At 40.0% G+C, this 22,798-nt stretch carries 22 protein-coding genes; 6 read left to right on the top strand and 16 right to left on the bottom strand.

Going from position 1 to position 22,798, the window contains the following annotated elements; all coding sequences use genetic code 11:
• Position 1: 1 nt before the first annotated feature.
• Genes lspA through ribF form a run of 3 tightly spaced genes read right to left on the bottom strand, consistent with a single transcriptional unit; the run spans position 2 to position 4,424 of the window.
• Positions 2 to 532: a signal peptidase II gene (lspA, locus tag NGC85_RS16665; protein WP_005060527.1), complete on the bottom strand. Its 531-nt coding sequence runs from the start codon at positions 530 to 532 to the stop codon at positions 2 to 4.
• Positions 525 to 3,362 (bottom strand): isoleucine--tRNA ligase, encoded by a 2,838-nt coding sequence (gene ileS, locus NGC85_RS16660; RefSeq protein ID WP_254804411.1) that lies wholly within the window; start codon positions 3,360 to 3,362, stop codon positions 525 to 527. The genes lspA and ileS overlap by 8 nt, the downstream gene beginning before the upstream one ends.
• Before the next feature lie 60 nt (positions 3,363 to 3,422).
• The gene (gene ribF / locus NGC85_RS16655) at positions 3,423 to 4,424 is read right to left on the bottom strand and encodes a riboflavin biosynthesis protein RibF (RefSeq protein ID WP_254804410.1); all 1,002 of its coding nucleotides are present in this window, start codon (positions 4,422 to 4,424) and stop codon (positions 3,423 to 3,425) included.
• Between the two features lie 207 nt (positions 4,425 to 4,631).
• Between ribF and NGC85_RS16650 the strand changes: the two genes are divergently transcribed.
• From NGC85_RS16650 to NGC85_RS16640, 3 genes are all read left to right on the top strand, one after another.
• A complete protein-coding gene (locus NGC85_RS16650) occupies positions 4,632 to 5,765 on the top strand; it encodes a TDT family transporter (RefSeq protein ID WP_254804409.1) in 1,134 nt (377 codons plus the stop codon).
• 63 nt (positions 5,766 to 5,828) lie between these two features.
• Positions 5,829 to 6,395: a 5'-nucleosidase gene (locus tag NGC85_RS16645; RefSeq protein WP_254804408.1), complete on the top strand. Its 567-nt coding sequence runs from the start codon at positions 5,829 to 5,831 to the stop codon at positions 6,393 to 6,395.
• A gap of 172 nt (positions 6,396 to 6,567) precedes the next feature.
• On the top strand, positions 6,568 to 7,509 hold the full coding sequence (locus NGC85_RS16640) for an ankyrin repeat domain-containing protein (RefSeq protein ID WP_254804407.1): 942 nt from the start codon (positions 6,568 to 6,570) through the stop codon (positions 7,507 to 7,509).
• 169 nt (positions 7,510 to 7,678) lie between these two features.
• Here the strand turns inward: NGC85_RS16640 and NGC85_RS16635 are convergent, their stop codons facing one another.
• The 11 genes from NGC85_RS16635 to ubiG all read right to left on the bottom strand — a co-directional run bounded on the left by NGC85_RS16635 (position 7,679) and on the right by ubiG (position 17,913).
• Positions 7,679 to 8,290 (bottom strand): TetR/AcrR family transcriptional regulator, encoded by a 612-nt coding sequence (locus tag NGC85_RS16635; protein WP_005055432.1) that lies wholly within the window; start codon positions 8,288 to 8,290, stop codon positions 7,679 to 7,681.
• Positions 8,291 to 8,530: 240 nt separating this feature from the next.
• Complete coding sequence (locus NGC85_RS16630; protein WP_254804406.1) at positions 8,531 to 9,331, bottom strand: ABC transporter ATP-binding protein; 801 nt, start codon at positions 9,329 to 9,331, stop codon at positions 8,531 to 8,533.
• A gap of 15 nt (positions 9,332 to 9,346) precedes the next feature.
• On the bottom strand, positions 9,347 to 10,150 hold the full coding sequence (gene ssuC, locus NGC85_RS16625; protein WP_254804405.1) for an aliphatic sulfonate ABC transporter permease SsuC: 804 nt from the start codon (positions 10,148 to 10,150) through the stop codon (positions 9,347 to 9,349).
• Positions 10,147 to 11,322, bottom strand: a complete 1,176-nt coding sequence (ssuD, locus tag NGC85_RS16620) for an FMNH2-dependent alkanesulfonate monooxygenase (protein ID WP_254804404.1) — start codon at positions 11,320 to 11,322, stop codon at positions 10,147 to 10,149. The genes ssuC and ssuD overlap by 4 nt, the downstream gene beginning before the upstream one ends.
• Positions 11,323 to 11,339: 17 nt before the next feature.
• Complete coding sequence (locus tag NGC85_RS16615) at positions 11,340 to 12,320, bottom strand: sulfonate ABC transporter substrate-binding protein (protein WP_254804403.1); 981 nt, start codon at positions 12,318 to 12,320, stop codon at positions 11,340 to 11,342.
• A gap of 66 nt (positions 12,321 to 12,386) precedes the next feature.
• Positions 12,387 to 13,385, bottom strand: a complete 999-nt coding sequence (locus tag NGC85_RS16610) for a sulfonate ABC transporter substrate-binding protein (RefSeq protein WP_254804402.1) — start codon at positions 13,383 to 13,385, stop codon at positions 12,387 to 12,389.
• A gap of 313 nt (positions 13,386 to 13,698) precedes the next feature.
• Positions 13,699 to 15,054, bottom strand: a complete 1,356-nt coding sequence (gene argA / locus NGC85_RS16605; protein WP_254804401.1) for an amino-acid N-acetyltransferase — start codon at positions 15,052 to 15,054, stop codon at positions 13,699 to 13,701.
• Between the two features lie 109 nt (positions 15,055 to 15,163).
• On the bottom strand, positions 15,164 to 15,544 hold the full coding sequence (locus tag NGC85_RS16600; protein ID WP_254804400.1) for an RcnB family protein: 381 nt from the start codon (positions 15,542 to 15,544) through the stop codon (positions 15,164 to 15,166).
• A gap of 180 nt (positions 15,545 to 15,724) precedes the next feature.
• Positions 15,725 to 16,471 carry a YciK family oxidoreductase gene (locus tag NGC85_RS16595; RefSeq protein ID WP_005055446.1) on the bottom strand — a complete coding sequence of 249 codons (747 nt, stop codon included), beginning with the start codon at positions 16,469 to 16,471 and terminating at the stop codon, positions 15,725 to 15,727.
• Positions 16,472 to 16,501: 30 nt separating this feature from the next.
• Positions 16,502 to 17,200 (bottom strand): HAD family hydrolase, encoded by a 699-nt coding sequence (locus NGC85_RS16590; RefSeq protein WP_254804399.1) that lies wholly within the window; start codon positions 17,198 to 17,200, stop codon positions 16,502 to 16,504.
• A complete protein-coding gene (ubiG, locus tag NGC85_RS16585) occupies positions 17,200 to 17,913 on the bottom strand; it encodes a bifunctional 2-polyprenyl-6-hydroxyphenol methylase/3-demethylubiquinol 3-O-methyltransferase UbiG (RefSeq protein WP_254804398.1) in 714 nt (237 codons plus the stop codon). Before ubiG ends, NGC85_RS16590 begins: the two co-directional genes overlap by 1 nt.
• Positions 17,914 to 18,090: 177 nt before the next feature.
• Between ubiG and NGC85_RS16580 the strand changes: the two genes are divergently transcribed.
• Positions 18,091 to 18,711 carry a thiol:disulfide interchange protein DsbA/DsbL gene (locus tag NGC85_RS16580; RefSeq protein ID WP_005060563.1) on the top strand — a complete coding sequence of 207 codons (621 nt, stop codon included), beginning with the start codon at positions 18,091 to 18,093 and terminating at the stop codon, positions 18,709 to 18,711.
• 50 nt (positions 18,712 to 18,761) lie between these two features.
• Here NGC85_RS16580 and NGC85_RS16575 read toward each other — a convergent pair whose 3' ends face one another.
• Both NGC85_RS16575 and NGC85_RS16570 read right to left on the bottom strand, forming a co-directional pair.
• Positions 18,762 to 19,397, bottom strand: a complete 636-nt coding sequence (locus NGC85_RS16575; RefSeq protein ID WP_169108792.1) for a TetR/AcrR family transcriptional regulator — start codon at positions 19,395 to 19,397, stop codon at positions 18,762 to 18,764.
• 107 nt (positions 19,398 to 19,504) lie between these two features.
• Positions 19,505 to 20,155: a TetR family transcriptional regulator gene (locus tag NGC85_RS16570; protein WP_005060567.1), complete on the bottom strand. Its 651-nt coding sequence runs from the start codon at positions 20,153 to 20,155 to the stop codon at positions 19,505 to 19,507.
• Positions 20,156 to 20,467: 312 nt separating this feature from the next.
• On the opposite strand from NGC85_RS16570, the gene NGC85_RS16565 reads away from it, so the two are divergent.
• Together NGC85_RS16565 and NGC85_RS16560 are read left to right on the top strand one after the other, a co-directional pair.
• Positions 20,468 to 21,508: a ferredoxin reductase gene (locus tag NGC85_RS16565; protein ID WP_005060569.1), complete on the top strand. Its 1,041-nt coding sequence runs from the start codon at positions 20,468 to 20,470 to the stop codon at positions 21,506 to 21,508.
• 29 nt (positions 21,509 to 21,537) lie between these two features.
• On the top strand, positions 21,538 to 22,728 hold the full coding sequence (locus NGC85_RS16560; protein WP_254804397.1) for an acyl-CoA desaturase: 1,191 nt from the start codon (positions 21,538 to 21,540) through the stop codon (positions 22,726 to 22,728).
• The last annotated feature ends 70 nt before the right edge of the window (positions 22,729 to 22,798 follow it).

Raw genomic sequence — 22,798 nt, 5'->3', positions numbered from 1 at the left:
CTTATGCATCCGCGTTTTGGCTGCGTTTCTTCTCAAGGAAGAAAGTATCGATTAGCAGCAAAATTGTACCCAATGTAATCGCACTATCTGCAAGGTTAAAAGCAGGGAAGTGACTATTTTGATAGTAAAAATGGATAAAATCGACCACATAGCCCAAGCTGACACGATCAATTAAATTCCCTATAGCACCACCTAAGATCAGCGCAATCGCCATTGGTAGAATAACCAGTGTCTTTGGCATCCGCATCAACCAAAATACGAAAATGATTGAAACGAAGCCAGCCAATGAGGTGAAAAAGTAACGTTGCCAACCACCAGCATCAGATAAAAAGCTAAATGCTGCACCATAATTATGAAGTAGAGTCCAATTTAAAAAAGGCAATACAGGTACAGGGTCTGCATAGTTTAAATGCGAGCTTGCAATCCATTTGGTCCATTGATCCAACACAATGGCAAGAACTGAAAGTCCAAGCCAAAGTAAGTTGTGCGGGTAAAATTGGAACAAGCCCTTTTTTGCTTGTGTATTAGGCATACTTTCTCACTTCGCCACTACCAGTGACATTGACGATACAACGAGCGCATAAACCAGCATGACCAACGTGTGTATTCACATCTGGCAATACATGCCAACAACGTACACATTTCTCACCATCTGCAGCTGAAATTTTCACACGTAATCCTGAAAGATCAGTGCTTTCACCTTGTTCAGCATATGGGTGAACGATGACTTGAGATGTGATTAACACGAAACGTAATTCATCAGCCAATTGGTTTAACAGTTTTTGTAATGCTTCATCTGCCCAAAGTTCGACTTTTGCAGATAAGTTACTGCCGATGAGTTTAGCGTTACGTGCGGCTTCAATCTGTTTATTTACTGCTGATTTTACGCTAATCAATGTTTGCCAATCTGCTTCAGACAGTAAGTTTGCTGTTGATGCAGTTGGAATATCATACCATTCAGCCGTGAACACATATTTACCTGTTTGCTCAGGAATCAGTGGCCAAGCTTCTTGTGCGGTGAAGCTCAAGATTGGTGACATCCAACGAACAAAAGCTTGCACGATATGATATAGCGCAGTTTGTGCAGAACGACGTGCTTGTGAATCTGCTTTAGTGGTGTACTGACGATCTTTGATGATGTCGAGATAGAAGCCACCTAAATCATTGATACAGAAATTGGTCAATGCGTTGGTCACAATGTGGAAATTCATCTCTTCATAGGCTTGCTGAATGGTTTTTTGTACATCAGCAGCACGTTGTAAGATGTATTGATCCAATGCAATCAACTCATTTACAGGTAGAGCATCAGTTGATGGTTTGAAGCCATTCAAGTTTGCCAACAAGAAACGTAAGGTATTACGAATACGACGATAACCATCTGATGCGCGGCTAAAGATTTCTTTACCTGCGGTCATTTCATAGCGATAGTCAGCAGATGCAATCCAGAAACGTAAACCATCAGCACCCATATCTTTGATAATGTCTTGTGGGGTGATGATGTTGCCTAATGACTTAGACATTTTACGACCTTTCTCATCCACCACGAAACCGTGAGTGAGTAAGCCTTTATATGGCGCACGTTGATTAATCGCAATTGAAGTTAACAATGACGATTGGAACCAACCACGATGCTGATCTGAACCTTCTAGATATAGATCAGCAGGATCTTGTAATTCTTTACGTTCACGCAATACTGCGTAATGTGTAGTACCAGAGTCAAACCAAACGTCTAGCGTATCGCGTACGGCATTGTATTGTTCAGCATCAGCACCAATAAATTCACTTGCTTCGCGATTGTACCAACCGTCAATCCCTTCCTGTTCGATCAGCTGAGCCACTTCTTCGATCAATTCAGGCGTACGCGGGTGTAAGGCATTAGTATCTTTGTGTACAAAGAATGGGATTGGTACGCCCCAAGTACGTTGACGTGAGATACACCAGTCAGGACGACCTTCGATCATCGATTGAATACGATTTTTACCCCAATCTGGCACAAATTCGATGTCATTTTCAATCGCATTTAGTGCAGTTTGACGCAAACCTTGGGCATCCATGCTGATGAACCACTGTGGTGTCGCACGGAAGATAATTGGGGTTTTATGACGCCAGCAATGTGGGTAGCTATGTTTAATCGGTTGATGTGCCCATAAACGACCCACAGCACCTAATGCTTCGATAATTTTTGGATTGGCTTTATAAATGTGCTCGCCCGCAAAAATCGGTGCAGTCGGTAAATACACACCATTGCCACCGACTGGATTATCGACTTTTAGATTGTACTGTAAGCCAACTTTATAGTCGTCCACACCGTGTCCAGGCGCAGTATGTACTGCACCCGTACCACTGGTTGCAATCACGTGCTCACCGACAATCACTGGGACTTGACGATCAGTAATTAAAGGATGTTGCAATAATAGGTTTTCAATCACAGCACCTTTAAAATCAGCCAGTATGACTGGATTTTCGAGCTTATAACGTTCGATTGCTGATTCAACTAAATCTTTGGCAAGAATAAAGTTTTGCAAGGAGTGGTCAGTTGTAACTTGAACAAGTTGATAATCAATGTCGGCATGTACAGCAACGGCTTGGTTCGCAGGAAGTGTCCAAGGCGTTGTTGTCCAAATCACGATGTCTGTTACATCTTGCACGTCGATATTTAAACGTGCACTTAAATCTTTAAGATCAACAACCGTAAAGCCAACATCAATCGCATCTGATTTTTTATCTTCGTATTCAACTTCTGCTTCTGCGAGCGCAGAACCACAATCCAAACACCAGTTCACAGGTTTTAAGCCCGGTTCGATATGACCGGCTTTGGCAATCGCACCAAGCGAACGAACAATATCCGCTTCTTGCTTGAAGTTCATGGTGAGGTATGGATTATCCCAGTCACCAAATACGCCCATACGCACAAAGTCTTTTTTCTGTAATTCGACTTGCGTCAATGCATATTCACGACACGCTTTACGGAAAGTTGATGCATCGACTTTGACACCCACTTTACCGACTTTTTCTTCAACTTTAAGTTCGATTGGTAGACCGTGGCAATCCCAACCTGGTACATAAGGCGCATCGAAGCCATCCATGATACGGCTTTTAATAATGATATCTTTTAAGACTTTATTGACTGCATGACCTAAATGGATTTGACCATTGGCATAAGGAGGGCCGTCATGAAGAACATATTTTTTCTTACCAATACGCGATGTGCGAATCTGCTGATAAATGTTGTCGGCATACCACTCTTCTAACCATTTGGCTTCACGCACAGCCAAATTTGCTTTCATGGCAAATTCAGTATCAGGCAAATTGAGTGTGGCTTTATAATCCACTGCATTTTCAGGAGTTTGCTTATCGCTCATGCAAGTTTTCTTCCAGTTTTATCAGTCTAAACTGACATGTATTACAAATGAAATTTAAATTTAAAAAGGAAATTCAGGTGTGCGTTCACGATAGTCTCGTAATTTTTGCACATCATCATCGATTCCAGCTTTGAGTGCTTCAAGCGAAGGGTAATTCAGTTCACCATGTAGATAGTGAAGGAAAGTTACCCGCATCAATAAGCCATACAGATTAGCAGAAACATCAGGAAAATGTACTTCTAATCGCCACTCTGGATGTTCTTGTTTGATGGCTGGACGTGTTCCGACATGACCTGCGCCAAATAAACTGTCGGCTTGATAGCCTGCAATCCCGTTTAAAGCAGGATCAGTGTGTTTTGCTTTTGCTGTGAGTGAGGCATTTTCACAGACGACATCCACTGCATAAATTCCGTTTAAACACGGTTTATGACGGTTTAAACGAACATTGATGGTTGGAAAATCTAGGGTACGTCCAATTTGATCGCCATATTGCACTCGCCCTGTAATGCTATAAGGGCGACCCAATAATTTTGCCGCTAATGCCAGATCACCTTCTTGTAGAACCTGACGAATACGGGTTGAACTGACGCGTTCATCATTTAAAGCCACGGTATTTAAATTAGTGACATCAAAGCCGTAATCACGCAAGAATTCACTATTGCCTTGGCGGTCTTTACCAAAATGGAAGTCATCACCCAGTACTAAACTTTGTGCATTGAGTTTTAATTTGAGTAAGTCAGCAAATTCGGTGGCATTTAAACTTCTAAAATATTGATCAAACCTTGCGACAGCAATGTAATCTACACCGAGCTCTGTTAAATATTCTACTTTTTCTCTAAGCGAGCTAATACGTGGTGGAGCATCATAACCTTTAAAAAATTCAAGCGGTTGTGGCTCGAAAATCATCACTAATGTTTTTAAGCCTTTGGCATCTGCCAATGTTTTGAGCTGGCTAATCATCGCTTGATGACCAAGATGGACACCATCAAAATTGCCAATCGTTACCGCAGTTGGTGGTAACTGAAAATCTGGCGATAATGCGTTGAGACGAAGCAACTTCATGGGCGTTAAATTCAGCGAATTTTGCAAAGGCTATATATTGCCATATTCTCAGCGTTTCGTCTTGTTGTTGTGTTTTTACACAGGGAAATTTCAATATTTAAAGTTTTATTATCAATAAAATTTATTCATTAAATAAAAATAAATCAATTTTTCTTATTTATGGATTGAATTAAAATAACTACATAGTCGCTTGATATTGAGAAAGAGATGAAAAAGCCGTTTTATCAGCTAGAACAGAGCACCGATGTGATTCGCCATTTTACCCCAAACTGGTTTACTGCAACTATGGGTACGGGTGTAGTGGCGATGATTTTAGCACAGCTACCTTTTGCTTCATCTCTGTTATTTATGCTTGCGACTAAATTATGGCAGTTGAATATTCTGTTATTTAGCACATTCACTATTCTTTATGGCTTACGCTGGATTCTATTTCCAACTGAAGCAAAACAGATTTTTAGCCATCCAAATATGAGTCTGTTTTTGGGCGCAATACCAATGGGCTTAGCCACGATTGCCAATGGTTTTCTCAGTTTCGGTACCCATTTATATGGTGATATAGCTGTTCAGATTGCGACTTATCTTTGGTATATCGATGTTGTTCTTGCAGTCCTGATTGCGTGGGTAGTGCCTTTTTGTATGTTTAGCTGCCAAGATCATCAATTAAAACGGATGACTGCGGTATGGTTACTCCCGATCGTAGCGTGTGAAGTCGCTGCTAGCTCTGCGGGGCTGCTATTACAGCATTTAGCAGCAGATCAGCATGCGTTAACCATTTTGATCACAGGCTATGTGTTGTGGGGTATTTCAGTATTACCTGCTTTTGCAATCTTAACCATTTTGATGCTACGCCTTGCCTTGCATCAATTACCAGAGAAAGAAGTCGCGATTTCAAGCTGGTTGTGTCTAGGCCCGATTGGTACAGGTGCGTTGGCGTTATTATTATTGGGTGAACAAGCCCCACGCATTATGCAGGCGATGGATTTCGAAGGCTTAGCGACATTACTTCCAGCCTTGGGTATTGTGGCAAGTTTGGTGCTATTAGGTTTTGGTTTATGGTGGTTTGGGATTGCGATTTTGACCACACTGCGGCATATGCGTACTGGCATTCCATTTAACTTAGGTTGGTGGGGACTGACTTTCCCCTTCGGTGTGTTTATCTTGGCGATCTTTAACTTGGCGCATCAATTACATATCGATTTCTTACAGTACGCGGCTGTGGTTTTAAGTCTGTTGTTGGTTGGCTTGTGGGCATTGGTAATGAAGAAAACACTGGCAGGAGCATATAGTGGTCAATTATTTTTCTCTCCCTGTTTGGTCGCCTTACAGCAGAAGATGCAATAATATCGTGGTGTGCTGAAGCACACCTTTTTTGTGTCTCTATTTTGATTTGAACGAGTCTTTTTTATGAATGCTGATGTTGCTCTGATTATGGCTTTGCCTAATGAATCCAAAGGGTTGTTTGAACAAGCAGGCATTGACGTTCATTACAGTGGCATCGGCAAAATTAATGCAGCATTCAAGGCATTTGAGGTGATTCAAAAGACAGGCTGTAAAACGCTGATCAATCTAGGCAGTGCAGGTAGTTCACATTTCGACGCGCACAGTCTGGTTGAGGTGGTCACTTTCGTACAACGCGATATGGATGTATCGCCACTCGGTTTCGCCGTAGGCGTGACACCGATGGATGATGAGATTCCTGCGGAGATTTATACCCAAGCCCATTTTGAGCTTTTGCCTAAAGGGATCTGTGGTACGGGTGATTCTTTTGAAACAGGTTTGCCAAAAGTGAGCTGTAATTTGGTGGATATGGAGGCCTATGCTTTGGCCAAAGTGTGCCAAAAGCTCGGAGTACGTTTGATTTCAGTCAAATATATTACTGATGGTGCCAATGATACGGCTCATTTAGATTGGGAAGAAAATCTGTTGCTCGGTGCACAAAAATTATTGGCGCTGTATCAGGCGCATTTTTAAATGTAAAGGTTTAATACAGTAGTATCTATGGGTAAATTTTTATCTTTTTAAGTTGTTGATAGTTAATAATTTTATTGGTTTATTGTCGTGGTACTTATAATGTTAAATGATCTCAATATTTGATAAATTTTCTTTTATACTAATTTAAAATTTATGATATTTAGTTCAGCCCATGAATCTAACAATAGATACAATTTTAAGAAAAGTAGATAGCCTAAAGATTAGCTCAGCTTTTTTCTTTGTGATGAATAAAACGGATCATTTAAGGTATGCGGTTGTTTATGAAATAGATAATAAAGAATTCAAACATCTAGAAAATTCTAATGATATTTTCCTAGAGATACATGATCTTATGAATAGTGCTGAGTTAGATAATGGAATTTATAGTTATTCTTCGATTGATAAAAAAATAATCCATCATACTGACTACAATCCTGAATTATTTTGGGACGATGCAATGGAATTGATCTTATATCAAACCTATGATGTGACTCCATCTAGTCAAGAAAGAAAAATTCAATTAGAAGAAAGCCTTCAACAAGAAAAAATAAAGAAAACACTTGTATATGCTTGCTATCTTGATTTAGTAGATGAAATAGATTTATTACTCTCCCAAAAAGTTAGTAAAAGTGAATTAAATAGGAATCTTAAAGGAGTAGGAACTCCGTTAGGATTAAGTATTCAGAAAAATAATACTGATTTAGCTAAGAAACTACTAGAACTCGGGGCAGACCCTAATAAAAAATCATTTGTATACACACCACTTGAATTGGCATTTAGATATTGTGATGAAATAGTATTTTATTTTTATAATCACTATAAAGACTATTTTATAAAGATAATAACGCAAAAAGGATTAGCGATTGCTGGACTTAATCAGAATTCTGAAATTTATAAATTATTGATAGACTTAGGTTGTGATCCATTAGGTAAAGATCCAGTTTTTCAAATGCCACATGTTTTTGTAGATTATAATAATTTATACGGATTACAGTTTTTAGCTGAATATGGAATAGATATGAAGCATAAAAATAAATATAAAGAAACAGCATTTGAGAGGGCACAAAAACAAGGGAAAGATGAGCTAATAAAATACTTAAAGGCTTTTAATTAGTTTTCCTACAATTAACATAATACACCTTACACGAAATACTTTAAGCCACTCTTGTATTTAGCGCACATAAGTATTTTTTCATTACGCCCTGAATAAAAAAAGCGACTCACAACGTCGCTTTTTAGTGTATTTCAATCGTTAAAATTAAGGCTTTTAATGAAAGAAAAATTTAACGTGGAATCACACCATATAGCATCAAGTGAACGGTGTGCTCGATAGTACGTTGGTACATACTACGGTTACGCAAAGTTTTACCTGTGACCATTTCCATTTGTGTTGAAAAATCAGCATAGTTTTGTGTAATCGCCCAAATATTAATAATGAGTAATTCAGGATCAATGTCTTGAGATAATTTTCCTTGTTCTTGCCACGTTTGAATGACTTTAGTTTTGCGTTTAAATAACTTCTTCAAAGGCCCTTTTAAGATCGGCAAAATATGCGGTGCGCCCTGAATAATTTCCAATGCAAACAAACGCGAAGCCTTTGGCTGATCACGCGAGCTTTCAAGCTTTTGAGTTAGATAATTGGTAATTGCTTCGGTAGGTTCAAGTTCAGATTCTAAATTTTGCAACGGTGCTAACCATTTCTGTAAAACGGTTGTAAGCACTTCAACATAAAGGGACTCTTTATTTTCATAATAATAGAAAATATTAGACTTATGCATATTAGCAAGCTGTGCAATCTCGTCCAAACTGGCACCGCTAAACCCATAGACGGAAAAAACATCTAGGGCAGCATTCAGCAGTTGATTGCGCTTTTGTGTACTTTTTTTCTGTTCCATCTGCGAGCTTGATTCAAAAAATGTCATTGACATTGTAAGATAATTTGTCGGATTTGTGCACAATGGCAACGTTTTTTTGTCGAAAAAAACACAGTTCCAAGATGAATTGTTGCGATGTGTTTGATAATTCTTGAAATCTAAAAATACATTTACATATTTTGTTAATAATTCGCTCTATTCTCGTAGATCAAAAAATCATTTTTGCTTTTTTATGGTGCGGATTGTGAGGGCAGATGCGGTTTAAGTTGCCAAAACCGCATCGAGAACTTGTTGTTCTAATTGTGAAAAAGCAATACTTTTCTTACGAGGTCGGGGTAAATTCACTTGAAAGCTCTGCGCAATATGCCCTTGGTCAAGCAAAATGATGCGATCAGCCAACTGTACGGCTTCACTCACATCATGCGTTACCAAGATTGCGGTAAAACCTTGTTCTTTCCAAAGACGTTCAATCAGCGTTTGCATTTCTAAGCGTGTTAGTGCATCCAAAGCCCCTAATGGTTCATCGAGCAATAAAATTCTTGGCGAATGTGATAAAGCACGCGCTAAAGCCGCTCTTTGACGCTGACCACCTGAAAGTTGAGTCGGCCACTGGTTTGCCTTTTCTTTTAATCCCACTTTTTCTAATAGTGTTTCTGCTAGTTGATATTTATCTTTTGATAAACCTAATTGTGCATTTTGTAATATATTTTTCCAAGGTAATAAACGTGGGTCTTGAAACATCACACGAATATCATCACTGGTAATGCCTTCACGGAAATGACGAACAGATTGGAATTTAATTTCGCCGTAACTGGCTTTTTCTAGTTGGGCAATTAATCGAAGTAAGGTACTTTTACCACAACCACTCTGTCCTACTATGGCAACAAATTCACCTGCCTGAATATTCAAGTCTAAATCTTCTAAGACTTTCACATCACCATAAAATTTATAGAGTTGTTCAATCAGAATCGTTGCACCATTCACTGGGGTTGCAGTTGTTTCTGCTTCTGTGACAGGTTGAAGCCGATGATCTTCATAAAAGTTTAAATTTAAGTTACTCATTTTGATTTCTCCCTTTTACTTTTGATAGCCTGCATGCCAGCGCAATAAATAACGCTCTAGGGCTTGAGCCAGTACATCCGCGAGTTTTCCAAGCAGGGCATAGAGCAAAATGCCAACCAAAACGATATCTGTCTGTAAAAACTCACGTGCGTTCATGGTCATATAGCCAATGCCTGCTTGAGCTGAAATGGTTTCGGCAACAATTAAAAGCACCCAAACTAAACCCAAAGAAAAACGTAAGCCCACCAAAATCGATGGCATCGCTCCCGGTAAAATGATTTCTTTATAGAGCTGCCATCGGTTAAGCCCATAACTTTTACCCATTTCGATCAATTGAGGGTCAACCGAACGGATGCCATGATAGGTATTGATATAAATAGGGAAAAATACACCGACGGCGACTAAAAAAAGTTTGGCGGTTTCATCAATACCAAACCATAGAATCACCAGGGGAATTAGTGCTAGTGCAGGGAGGTTGCGCACCATTTGTAAGGTGGTATCCAGTAGCGTGGATGCGATACGCGAAGAACCATTCAATAGCCCTAAAATCAGTCCTAAACCACCGCCAATCAACAAACCGAGTAAAGCACGGCCTGCGCTGACTTTGACATGATGCCAAAGTTCACCACTGATTAGTAAGTGCCAAAAAGCACTGACCACAGCGGTTGGTGCAGGTAAAATCCGACTTTGCAATAAACCACTACTCGATGCGATTTGCCAAATAAGCACCAGTAAAATTGGAAATAACCAAGGGAGTAGACCTTTACCAATACCTAATGTTCCACGTGAAACATGATCTAAAAGCAGCTTTGCACTCATGCTGTCTCCTTAGTCAAGGTTTTTGGCTCTTTCACATCTGGAACATAGTTATTGGCAATGATTTCACCAAAAGGTCCTGTTAAATGTGGTTGTGCCAATTTTTCTCTTGTTTTGAGTGGTAATAATGGAAATACCAATTCGGCAAAACGAATCGACTCTTCTAAATGCGGATAACCTGAGAAGATAAAAGTATCAATGCCTAAATCGGCATACTCTTGAATACGTGCCGCAACTGTTTCAGGATCACCGACTAAGGCTGTACCTGCGCCGCCACGGACTAAACCAATACCTGCCCATAAGTTGGGTGAGACTTCAAGTTGGTCTTTACGCCCGCCGTGTAGAGCTGCCATGCGTTGCTGACCGACAGAATCCATTTGTGCAAACTTTTTCTGAGCTGCGGCAATAGTGTCATCATCTAAATATTGAATCAGCTCATCTGCCGCTGCCCAAGCTTGTGCATCAGTTTCACGAACGATGACATGTAAACGAATTCCATAATTGAGGGTACGGCCTTTGGCTGCTGCTTTTGCTTTTAAGTGTTCGATTTTTTCTTTTACTGCAGCAGGAGGTTCGCCCCATGTTAAGTAAGTATCCACTTGTTCTGCTGCAAGTTCAGTTGCATCTGCTGAAGAGCCACCAAACCACAACGGAGGATAAGGTTGCTGTATGGGTGGATAAAGTAATTTAGCATCATCAACGCTCAAGCGCTCACCATGAAAAGTAAACGACTTGCCTGTATGTGATCGAGTGAGAATTTCACGCCATATTTTTACGTATTCTGATGCAGTTTTATAACGGGTACTGTGATCTTCATACAGACCATCACTTTTCAGTTCTTGTTCATCACCGCCAGTAACAAGGTTCAGTAAAATACGGCCATTAGAGAGACGATCGAACGTGGCTGCCATGCGAGCAGCGAGTGCAGGAGTGGTAATCCCAGGACGGAGCGCCACGAGAAATTTAAGATGCTTGGTGGCATCAATTAAACTCGCGGCGGTAATCCAAGGATCTTCACAAGAGCGTCCAGTTGGAATCAACACACCTGCATATCCAAGATTATCTACAGCCACAGCAATCTGTTTCATATAAGCATGATCGACCTGACGTGCACCCTTACTGGTGCCTAAATAGCGACTGTCACCGTGAGTGGGGATAAACCAAAAAATATTCATGTCGATGTTCCTATATATTATTGAGCGGGCCAAACTGCCTGTTTGATATTGATTGATTTGGGAATAAGACCTTGCTGGGTGAAAATGTCTGCCAATTGTTGTTGCTCGGCGATCACTTTACTGTTGAGTGGAGCCGCAGTAGAAGGGCGAGGGCGACGTTGAATAAAGAGTTCACTGGTGGAAGTATTTAAACCTGTACTCTGTCCAATGTTCTTTGCCGTTTCGATCTGATGTGATTGCACCCATTTATCTGCGAGATTGATTTGCTTAATTAAATCTAATGTTGCTTTTGGATGTTGTTGTAAGAAGCTCGGTGCAGCGAGGTAAAAAGTATAATTTGGGCTCAAACCCTTACCTGTTGTGAGTATCCGAGCTTGATCTTCCAATTGGGCTGAAGCATAGTAAGGATCCCAAATGGCCCAAGCATCTACTGCCCCTTTTTGAAAGGCAGCTCGTGCGTCAGCAGGTGTTAACCAAATTGGCGTAATATCGCTCCATTTCAATCCAGCCTTACGAACAGCCTGCACCAGTAAATAATGTGAGCTTGAGCCTTTTTGTAGAGCAATCCGTTTGCCTTTCAAATCTTTCAGTTGCTTGAGCGTTGAATTCTTCGGTACTAGAATCGCTGAGGAAAGTGGCTTCGCTGCCTCATAAGCAAAGTAATATAAAGGTTTGCCTGCTGCCTGTGCATAGACGGGTGGTGTATCACCTGTTACCCCAATATCCAAAGAGCCTATCGCTAGAGCCTCCAAAATTTGTGGTCCTGCTGGAAATTCATTCCAGCTAATTTTGGCGTTTGGAAATTCTTGCTCAAATAACTTTTGCTGCTTGGCGATTGCAAAGTTAATCGAACTTTTTTGAAAACCAATGCGTAGTTCTTTCACGCTAGGATCAATTGCCCAAACTGAGCTGCTAAATGCTGTACTCAAGCTCGTCATCACCAACAGATATTTTAAAGGTTTAAACCAGCTGTTCTTGTTCGATTGAGCATAGTGCATTATGGATTCCTTATATTTTTTTGATGAGCTATTCAATGCGGTTGTAGATGCATTGTCTAGCTGCTTTTATTTCACATGATTTTTAAGGACTGCATCTTGAATCACAAGTTGCTTCGGAATGAGTTTCTGAGCAAAGAAGGCATCGGCAACATATTGTTGTTCTTTAGCGACTTTTTCAGAGATCGGTTGAACACCAAAGCCCATACGTGAGATTGACGTTTTCAAAATATCGAATTCAAGTGCTGTTGGTTTTTCTAATAGTTTTGCAGCGTCATCAGGATGCGTTTTAACCCAATCTGTGGTTTGGTTTAGAGTATTAACCAAAGTATTCAGTACTTCAGGATGCGTTTCAGCAAACTTCCGATCAGCCAAATAGAATTGATGGTTACTCACCAAGTGCTCACCATTTGCAATCACACGTGCTTGGATTTGATGTTCTGCTGCGGCGAAAAACGGGTCCCAAATTACCCAAGCATCGACTGCTCCTTTTTCAAAAGCAGCACGGGCATCTGATGGGGGAAGATAAATCGGTTGAATATCATTTAAAGTAAGATTATTTGCTTCCAAAAGTTTGAGTAATAGATAGTGAACATTCGAGCCTTTATTCAGGGCGACACGTTTGCCTTTCAGGTCTTGAATGGATTGAATCGGAGAGTCTTTTTGCACAATCAAGGCTTCCGCGGTTGGTGCAGCGGGTTGATTGGCTACATAAACCAAATTAGGATTCGCTGCCTGCGCAAAAATGGGTGGTGCTTCACCTGCTTCACCAAAAACTACGCTTCCAACATTCAATCCCTCCAATAATTGTGGTCCTGCTGGAAACTCGACCCATTTTAGATTCACACCTTGAGCTGCTAGATTTTTTTCTAATTCACCTTTTGCTTTCACGATTGGCAAGATGCCGTACTTCTGGAAGCCAATATTTAAAGTTGTGGTTTCTTGTTTTGTGGATGAGGTCTGTTGTTGTTCAGGTTTTTTTGTACAACCTGCAACGCCCATTAAACTCGCCAGACTTGCTGCAATAATGGTGTATGTTGCCCATGAACGATTGATAGAAATAGCCATGTTGGTTGTGCTCCCCGACAAATCAAACGATTTAAATAAGATGAGCGACTAAGCTAAAACTTTTTTTTATTGCGGAAAAAATAAATAATCGGGCTTTGCTTATGAAGAAAACTGCAAAACAGAAAAATGCATAATCATATCTATGGGGGGAATAATGGGTGCTGGCTTAATAAATGTTAAGTTTATGATTTTATATGGTTTTCAAATAATAATAATTAAAACAGTGTTTTTTTTAAAAGTTATATAAGCAGAAAAGATGAGCTTACATAGATATCATTATCAGAAATAACGATATCTATGCATCGTAGTATTACTAAATTAAAGCCTTTTTAAATACCAAAGAATTGCGTTGATAGTTATACAAGGCTTGGCGTGCATTCGGTAAATCATCCACACTTGCAGGAACAAAGCCATGCTCTAAGAACCAATGCGCCGTTCGGGTGGTGAGTACGAATAACTGTTGAATGCCTTGTTGTTTAGCTTTGCTTTCTAAAAACTGTAAAATTTGGCTACCACGATTAGACTTCCGATAGCTTGCATCTACGGCCACACATGCAATTTCGGCTGAATGAATTTCACCTGATCCAACCGGAATTGGATAAAGTGCTGCGCAAGCTAAAATCATCCCATCTCGTTCAATCACCGCAAATTGTTCAATTTCACTTTCCAGCAATTCACGTGAGCGATAGACCAAAATACCTTCCTGCTCAAGTGGACGTAGTAGGTTTATTAGACCGCCGACATCATGAATATTGGCAATTCGTACTTCTTCATAATGCGCATCCGTGATCATGGTACCAATACCATCACGTGTGAATAGTTCTTCAATCAATGCACCATCATAGGCATAGGAAATCAGATGCACACGATGTACACCAGATAAAGACGCCTGTTGTGCTTGTTTGAGATGCAAAGCGAATTCTGGATACTGAGTTTGATATTGTTGAATATACGGCTCGAGTTGGTACGAGCTTAACTCTCGTAACAATTGTGTTTTTTCATTCAGTAAACCTTGCTTTTCGCCCAAGAAAATCAACTTATCAGCTTTTAACGCAGTCGCTGTTTTGGTTGCGACTTCTTCGGCAAGTAAATTAAAAACCTCGCCTGTGGTTGAATAGCCTGTGGGTCCCAGTAGCACAATATTATGATTATCTAAGTGGCGTTGGATCGCATCCGTATCTATAGAACGTACTTCACCTGTTAATTGAAAATCAACGCCGTCACGGATTCCATAAGGTTTGGCGGTGACAAAATTGCCTGAAACCACATCGATACGTGCACCATACATGGGTGAATTTGCTAATCCCATCGACAGTAAAGCTTCAATTTCTAGACGTATTGAACCGACAGCATTCATCACACCACGTAAAGACTCGCGTGTGGTAATGCGACGGCTTTGGTGAAATGGTGTCTCAATGCCTCGTTCAGATAAATTTTGATTAATTTGAGGACGTGCGCCATGAACCAAAATTAATCGGATGCCTAATGAATGCAGTAAGGCAATATCATGAATAATATGTTGGAAATTTTCATGCTGAACGGCTTCACCGCCAAACATCAATACAAAAGTTTTATGGCGGTGTGCGTTGATATACGGTGCAGAGTGGCGAAACCAATGTACATAATCTTGCGCTGTACTTTGTAAAGTTTCAGAAATTTGGTTCGCCATGTGGATCTCGAATTTACATCATTGGTTTGATTCTATCGAAAAAAATGAAAAGATAAATCAATTCCTAGAACAACAATTCAAGTATATGGCGTTATTGCTTCAAAATGGCTTAAAAACCCATAATTTTAACAATGCTATTATCATCAGAGTTCACCAAGATATAGTCATTATTAATTTTATACCATTGCTCGTTGCGTCCAGGTCGAGGTAGATTATTGTCTTTATAATCAACCTTATAGCCATTTCCGCGATAATGCTGCGGCATCACATAACCTGCTTGCCAACGATGTTGTTTTAGACGCTCTACACCACGTTCTTCACGCATGCGACGTTCACGCATACGATTTTCATCATTTGGACGATCAACGTTACGACCTTGCCAACCACCACGAGGATTTTCCTCATGGTCGAAGTGTGGACCTGCGAAACTACCCATACTCGTGAACAGGGTGGTTGAACCTAAAACCAAGATAATGAAAAAATTTTTCATGATGCACCTTAATGGACTTCGGATGTCTCTCATGTGAAAACTGTACCTTAAAAATGCAGAGAAACTGTGAAGATCAATTCATTCTTCCATTAAAAAGATGAAGATTTTCGAGCAATTTCTATGCATCAACAGATTTAAGGTTAGTGCTTAATATTGTTTAAAATTATTATAATCAATGAATTAACTTTGTGCATCAATACTTTGACCATTCATATCTAAGCTATCATCACCCATCAGGTACAGATAAGCGGGCATGATGCTATCGGCAGTAGGTAATGTTTTAGGGTCTTCATCAGGATAAGCTTTTGCGCGCATCGCTGTGCGAGTACCTCCTGGATTAATGCAATTGAAACGAATATTTGGGTAGCTATTTTCAGCAGCAAAAATCTTACTCATGGCTTCAGTTGCCACTTTAGATACCGAATATGCTCCCCAAAGCGCGCGTGCTTCACGACCGACACTTGAACTGGTAAACACCACAGAAGCATGTTCTGATTTTTCAAGTAAGGGTAGTAACGCTTGTGTTAATGCAAAGGGTGCGCGTAAATTCACTGCTAAAACATCATCCCAGACATCGACAGGATAATGCGCTAATTCAACACGATCACCGAGCATGCCAGCATTATGCAAAATACCATCTAAGCGACCAAATTGTTGCTCTAAAGTGCTGACCAAAAGCTCATAGTCATGGCTAGAAGCAGTTGAAAGCTGTAGTGGCAAAATGGCAGGTTGAGGCGCACCTAAGCCCTCAATCTCATCATAAATAACTTCCAGCTTATTCAGTGTACGACCATGTAAAACAACAGTTGCACCATGAAGAGCATAACTAAGAGCGGCAGCTCGACCAATTCCATCACCTGCGCCAGTGATGAGAATAATGCGATCTTTGAGTAGATCTGGGCGAGGTTGATATTCTGAGTATTTCATTGTTATGCCTCCTATAGTTATCTTCAATGTTTAATTCATCATACCCTGATTTTCTGACAATACAGTGATTTTCTGTTTAAGCAGTTGATGTAATTCAGGGATGGTATAAATAATCGAATCCGCTTGCCATGCATCAAGATCATTACGTGATTCAACAGGTAAATAGCCGTAAGCCGCTAAAATGGTATACATCGATGCATTTCGACCCGCATCAATATCACGCGGATGATCACCCACATAAATAATATCTTTAGCATCAATCCCGAGCTTTTGAGCTGCTAAATACATGGGTTCTGGATCAGGTTTGGTATGCGTGACATCTTCAGGGCATACCAAAACTGCACAGCGCTGAGTCAGATTTAATTCAGCCAATAATGATTCACTTAAACCACGTGGTTTATTGGTGACAATGCCCCACGGAATTTGTTTGGCCTCAAGCGCTTCGAGCAAAGGATACATGCCTAAAAATAGGTCGGTATCTACTACAATATTGTCACCGTATAGATCTAAAAAACGCTGACGATGGGCGAGAAAAATTGGATCAGTGACTTCTAGTTCAGGATAAACCAGCTTCACCATGGCGCGTGCGCCTTCAGATACTTGAGTACGAATGGTTTCAGCATCTACAACTGGACGTTGTTCATCGCGGCACATTTGTTGAATGATACGAATAAAATCCGCCGCAGTGTCAATCAACGTTCCATCAAGATCAAATAATACCGCTTTCATTAGGCACCCGTATTCATGGTATGAACCATATAATTCACATCAACATTTGGTGCTAACCAGTAATATTTAGTGATTGGGTTGTAATGTAATCCCGTCATTTCTTTTAGTGTCAGACCGGCATTACGAATGTCATGTGCCATTTCTGATGGGCGAATGAATTTATGATAATCGTGCGTACCTTTGGGTAATAATCGCAATACGTACTCAGCACCAATAATCGCAAATAAATAAGATTTTGGATTGCGGTTAATGGTTGAGAAGAACACATGACCACCTGGTTTAACCAAGCTTTGGCATGCTTTAACAATAGATGCAGGATCTGGTACGTGTTCCATCATTTCCATACAGGTCACGACATCGTATTGACCAGCTTGCTCTTGAGCGAGTTGTTCAACTGGAATCTGACGATATTCAATATTTTGTACATTGTCTTGTTGAGCATGCAAACGACCCACCGCAAGCGGTGCTTCACCCATATCAATACCCAAAACATCAGCACCTCGACGTGCCATGCTTTCCGCCAAAATACCGCCGCCACAGCCGACATCGAGCACTTTTTTTCCAGCCAAGCCACCGACACGTTCATCAATCCAATTTAGACGTAAGGGATTGATCTGATGTAGAGGTCGGAACTCAGAATGTTGATCCCACCATTTGGCAGCCAATGCTTCAAATTTTGCGATTTCTTGTGGGTCAACATTCAATTGCGACATGACTTACCTCTGTATTAGGATGATTATTTCGGTTTAATCTGTTGGTAGTGTAGCGCTTCTTGAAAAAAAAGCGATAAATCCAATAAAAAACTTCACACAAGCAAAACGAATTGCTCGTGTTTGTTTTATATTTAGCATATAAACTTACGAAAAATGCTTAGAGGAAAAGCAAAGTCAATGAAAAATTTAGTATTAAGTGGTTTAACAGCAGCTGTAATGGCATTTTCTGCAAATGCAATGGCTGCAGATTTTGTTGCTGGTAAAGACTATACGGTTGTTGCCAATCCAGGTAAAACAGCAGCACCAGCAGGAAAAATTGAAGTACGTGAATTTTTTTGGTACGGATGTCCACACTGCTTTAAACTTGAACCACACATGCAGACGTGGTTAAAGAAAGCACCGAGTGATGTATATTTCCTTCGTACCCCAGCAGCGATGAATAAAGTATGGGAACAAGGCGCTCGTGGCTACTATGTTTCTGAAGCACTTGGTGTACGTAAGAAAACCCATATTCCATTATTCCATGCCATTCATGAAGGTGGTCAGCAAATTTTTGACCAAGCATCACAAGCAAAATTCTTTGCGCGTTATGGTGTACCTGAGCAGAAATTTAACAGCATGTTTAACTCTTTCCCAATCACTGCAAAAGTGGCTGAGTCAAACAAATTGGCGCAACAGTATCAATTGACAGGTGTGCCAGCGGTTGTGGTAGCTGGTAAGTATGTGGTGCAAGGTGAAGATGGAAAAGTAACTCAAGTGGTAGATTACTTGTTGGAAAAAGAGCGTAAAGGAAAATAAACCTCACGCTTTTTGATATAAAAAAGGACTGTAAAAACAGTCCTTTTTATTTATGGTTGATCCATTTGAAAGTCTTTCAGATCAATTTGAACTTTTTGTGTTGGCAACGATAAGGCCTGATTCACATATAGATTAATCAATTTCTCACGTGAACCAATCGAACGTTGATAATAGCTTGAATTTAATAATAAAGCCGCGCCGTAAGTGAGTGACCAAATATAAGAAAGATAATCACGAATCGACATATCATAATTCTGTGATTTTAAATATTTCTCAGTCATTTCTTTCAGTGAAACAATACGTTGTTGACGAATAGCATATAACTCATCGAACAAATGTTTTAACTTCGATTCCGTCATCGTTAAATGTTCTTCTAACTGATGCAGCAGAATCGTGCGACTCGGTGAAGTTAAATGATAGAGCATATAACGCGGTGCATATTCTTTGACATCAGTGTTGTAGTTTTCTGAAATTTTTAAAATTTCTTTTTCGTTTTGAATGATCAGTTCTAGCAATAATTCATTTTTACTACGGAAATGTTTGTATAGCGTACCTTTAGCAATATCTAGCTCGGCAACCAGTTCATCTAAGGTCATTTCTTGGTTGTTTTCTAATAATAGCTTTTCCGCAACCTGCAAAATTTTTTCTTTACGGATTAAGAACTGAGTATGACGATCAGGATTCATGATGCTTGTAAGCTCCTCATAGTGTTCTAAACGGTATTTGCATTAGTGTTTAATGAATACTAACGCTAAGCAATGCTTTTATATATCAAACTTTCGCTTGGATAGGATCAGGCGTTTTGTGGTTCCCAATTTGAGATGCCACGGAATAACAAGCGCACTTGAGTCGCTGCATTATCAATAAACAAATTTTGCTGTTCTAACAGGTGATCAATGGTGAATTGTTTCGGTAAGTTGATCCATGTCATTGCCCAAGTAAAAGACATATTAATTAAGATCGTGGATAACACTTGCAAATCTTTGGCTTCTTGAATGTGTTTAAACGTATCCAATTTGCAAAGGTCGATAGCAAGATCTTCAATCAAAAATTCGATTTCGCGTGCAATCGCAATTCGTACGGTTTCAGAACCACCCCAACGTTCAGAAATCATAAATTGCCATTGTTGTGGGCTATGATTCACAGCTTGTACAAACAATTCAATACTGGTACGAGTTTTAGCAGATCCGCTGTGCTTTAAATAGCTTTGTCCTAACTGATGAATCAGACTTTTTAAATGCAAAGAAACTTGATCAACCAGTTCTTGACCTAAAGTGTCCATATCTTGGAAATGACGATAAAACGCCGTTGGTACTAAACCAACTTCTCGCGCAACTTCACGCAAACTAATACTACTAAATGAGCGCCCAGATGTACTGAGATGAAGTGCTGCATCAAGTAAAGCCTGTCGACTCTGTTGTTTTCGTTCATCTCTAATCGACATGAATAAGATCCATTAAAACCGTACGCTAGAGTCTAGCAAAAAAAACATGATTTTTTTAGCTTTTATCCATTGCTAAATCATATGCATTTGTGGTTTTAGCAAAATAAATCGTTTTTTTAAAAAATAATAAATGCTAGATCGTGATCAATTTTCAAGAAAATTGAAATGTTTATAGGAAAGAACAAAAAATATTCAAAAAAATAAGTGTACAAGTGTTGACTCAGTGAACACAAATAAATATAGTGTACACATGTTCACTACATGAACATTTGTTCACTCAAAATAAATAGCCAGATACAAAACGAGGAACGTATGAGCGCACAGTTAAGTTATCAGCCACATTGGATTCGAGAAGATTTTGTTGATTTTATCCTTGCAAAGGTTAACCCGATGTGGACTTTGCGTCGCATTATGGCAAAAATCGAAGCGATTGAGCCTATTGCCGATGAAATGATCAAGGTCACTTTAAGCAGTAACAATAAATTTACAACCTATCAGCCTGGTCAATTTGTGATGGTGACGGTTCGTATTGATGGTGTGCAGCATCAACGAGCGTATAGCTTGGTGAGTTCACCAAGTCACGACAAATTGGTATTAGGTATCAAAAAACAAGGTCGAGTATCTAATTATTTAGCCAACAGCGCACGTGCTGGTGATGTGATTGAAATTACTCAGGCGATGGGCGAATTTACGCTAAAAGACTTTGATACAGAAGAAGGTAAACAACCGATTCTTTTGGTATCTGCGGGTAGTGGTATTACGCCGATTATTCCGATTGCGAAACAGGCATTAGCACGTTCGAATCAACCTGTGACATTGATTTATTACTCACGTGATCCAGCGTTCCGTACTGAATTGGAAACACTGGCAGCAGAATATGCGCACTTTGACCTACACATTATTGTCGATAGTGCTGAAAAACCTGCTTATTTTGATGAAGAAACTTTGGACCGTTTGTGTGCCGATGCTGTTCAACGTCAAACCTATGTGTGTGCTGCTCCAGGATTGATGAAAGCGACACGTCAAATTTGGGCGAAACGTGGTTGGTTAGACCGTTTAACGCAAGAAAGCTTCTTGCCAGTGACGATGGATGTGGATGCTCAAATCCAACCGGTCAATTTCCGTCGCAGCATGCAAGAGTTTGAAGGCCGTGGCAACCTATTGGCCAGTGCTGAAGCTGCGGGTTTGAAACCATCTTTTGGTTGCCGTATGGGAATTTGTAATACCTGTGTTTGTACCAAGATCAGTGGTGCAGTGAAAAATCAACTTACAGGTGAAATCGATAACCAAAACAATGTGCAAATTAAGTTGTGTGTGAGTGAAGCAGTCAGTCCTGTTGAGATTGATCTTTAATTCATATTGACCAGATAGAGAATAATATTATGAACATGATGACAGCAAATCCGACAAAAACAATTCCTCCAATCAAATTTGGCGGTAACACAAGCCGTGCATTAACACCAGAAGAAGTACAAGAGTTTGGCCGTAAGATTGATGCCATCCGTACTGAAACCATGGCTAAAATTGGCAAAGAAGATTCTGATTATATTTATAAAGTACGTAACTTTGTACGCTACACCGAAATTGCATCACGTGGCATGTTGATGTTTGGTGGTTGGATTCCACCTGTATGGTTATTGGGTACCGTTATGCTAGGCGTATCTAAAATCGTTGAAAATATGGAACTCGGTCACAACGTGATGCACGGTCAGTTTGACTGGTTAAACGATCCAACCTTGAACGGTGCAACCTATGATTGGGATACCGTGTGTACTGGTGAGGACTGGAAATATACCCATAACTATAAGCACCATACCTATACCAATGTGGTTGGCATGGATCATGACATTAGCGGTTATGGTGTGATGCGTATGAGCCGTGAGCAAAAGTGGGAACCCCGCTTTTTATTTAACGTACCAACGGGTTTCGTATTATCTACGGGTTTTGAATGGCTACTTGCTTTACAACGTCTAGAGATGGAAAAAGTATTGTTTGATGGCACCAAGACTTGGAAAGAAGTGTATGTAGAATCAAAAAATCTACGTAAAAAGATGGTACGTCAGTTTGGTAAAGATTATGTATTGTTCCCATTGATCGCGGGCCCAATGTTCTTGCCAGTATTAGCAGGTAACTTTGTTGCCAATCTGATCCGTAACTATTGGGCATCGACCGTGATTTATTGTGGTCACTTTACAGAAGATTCTGAAATTATCACTGACAATATTGATAATGAAACCAAAGCAGAATGGTACTTACGTCAGATTCGTGGTTCAGCAAACTTTACTGGCGGTAAAATCATGCACTTCTTGAGTGGTAACTTGAGTCATCAAATCGAACATCACTTGTTCCCTGATGTACCTGCCAACCGCTATCAAGAGATGGCACCTAAAGTACGTGCAGTCTGTGCAGAGTTTGGTCAACAGTACAATACAGCGCCGTTTGGATCTCAAATTGTGAGTGTATATAAACGTTTGGCGATTCATTCTTTACCTGACAATATGGTTGACCGTTTAGTAGCGATCAAGCATAGCTTTGTCGACGCAGTGAAAAGTATGTTTAGTAAAGCTGCTTAATCAATTTAGAGCATTGTTTGAGTCATCAAGCGATGCTCTTTACCAACAAGTAAAAGGGAAAGTACGAGTA

The organism is Acinetobacter sp. Z1, assembly GCF_024296945.1.
GTDB lineage: Bacteria > Pseudomonadota > Gammaproteobacteria > Pseudomonadales > Moraxellaceae > Acinetobacter > Acinetobacter beijerinckii.
This window is presented reverse-complemented; position numbering and strand designations above follow the sequence as displayed.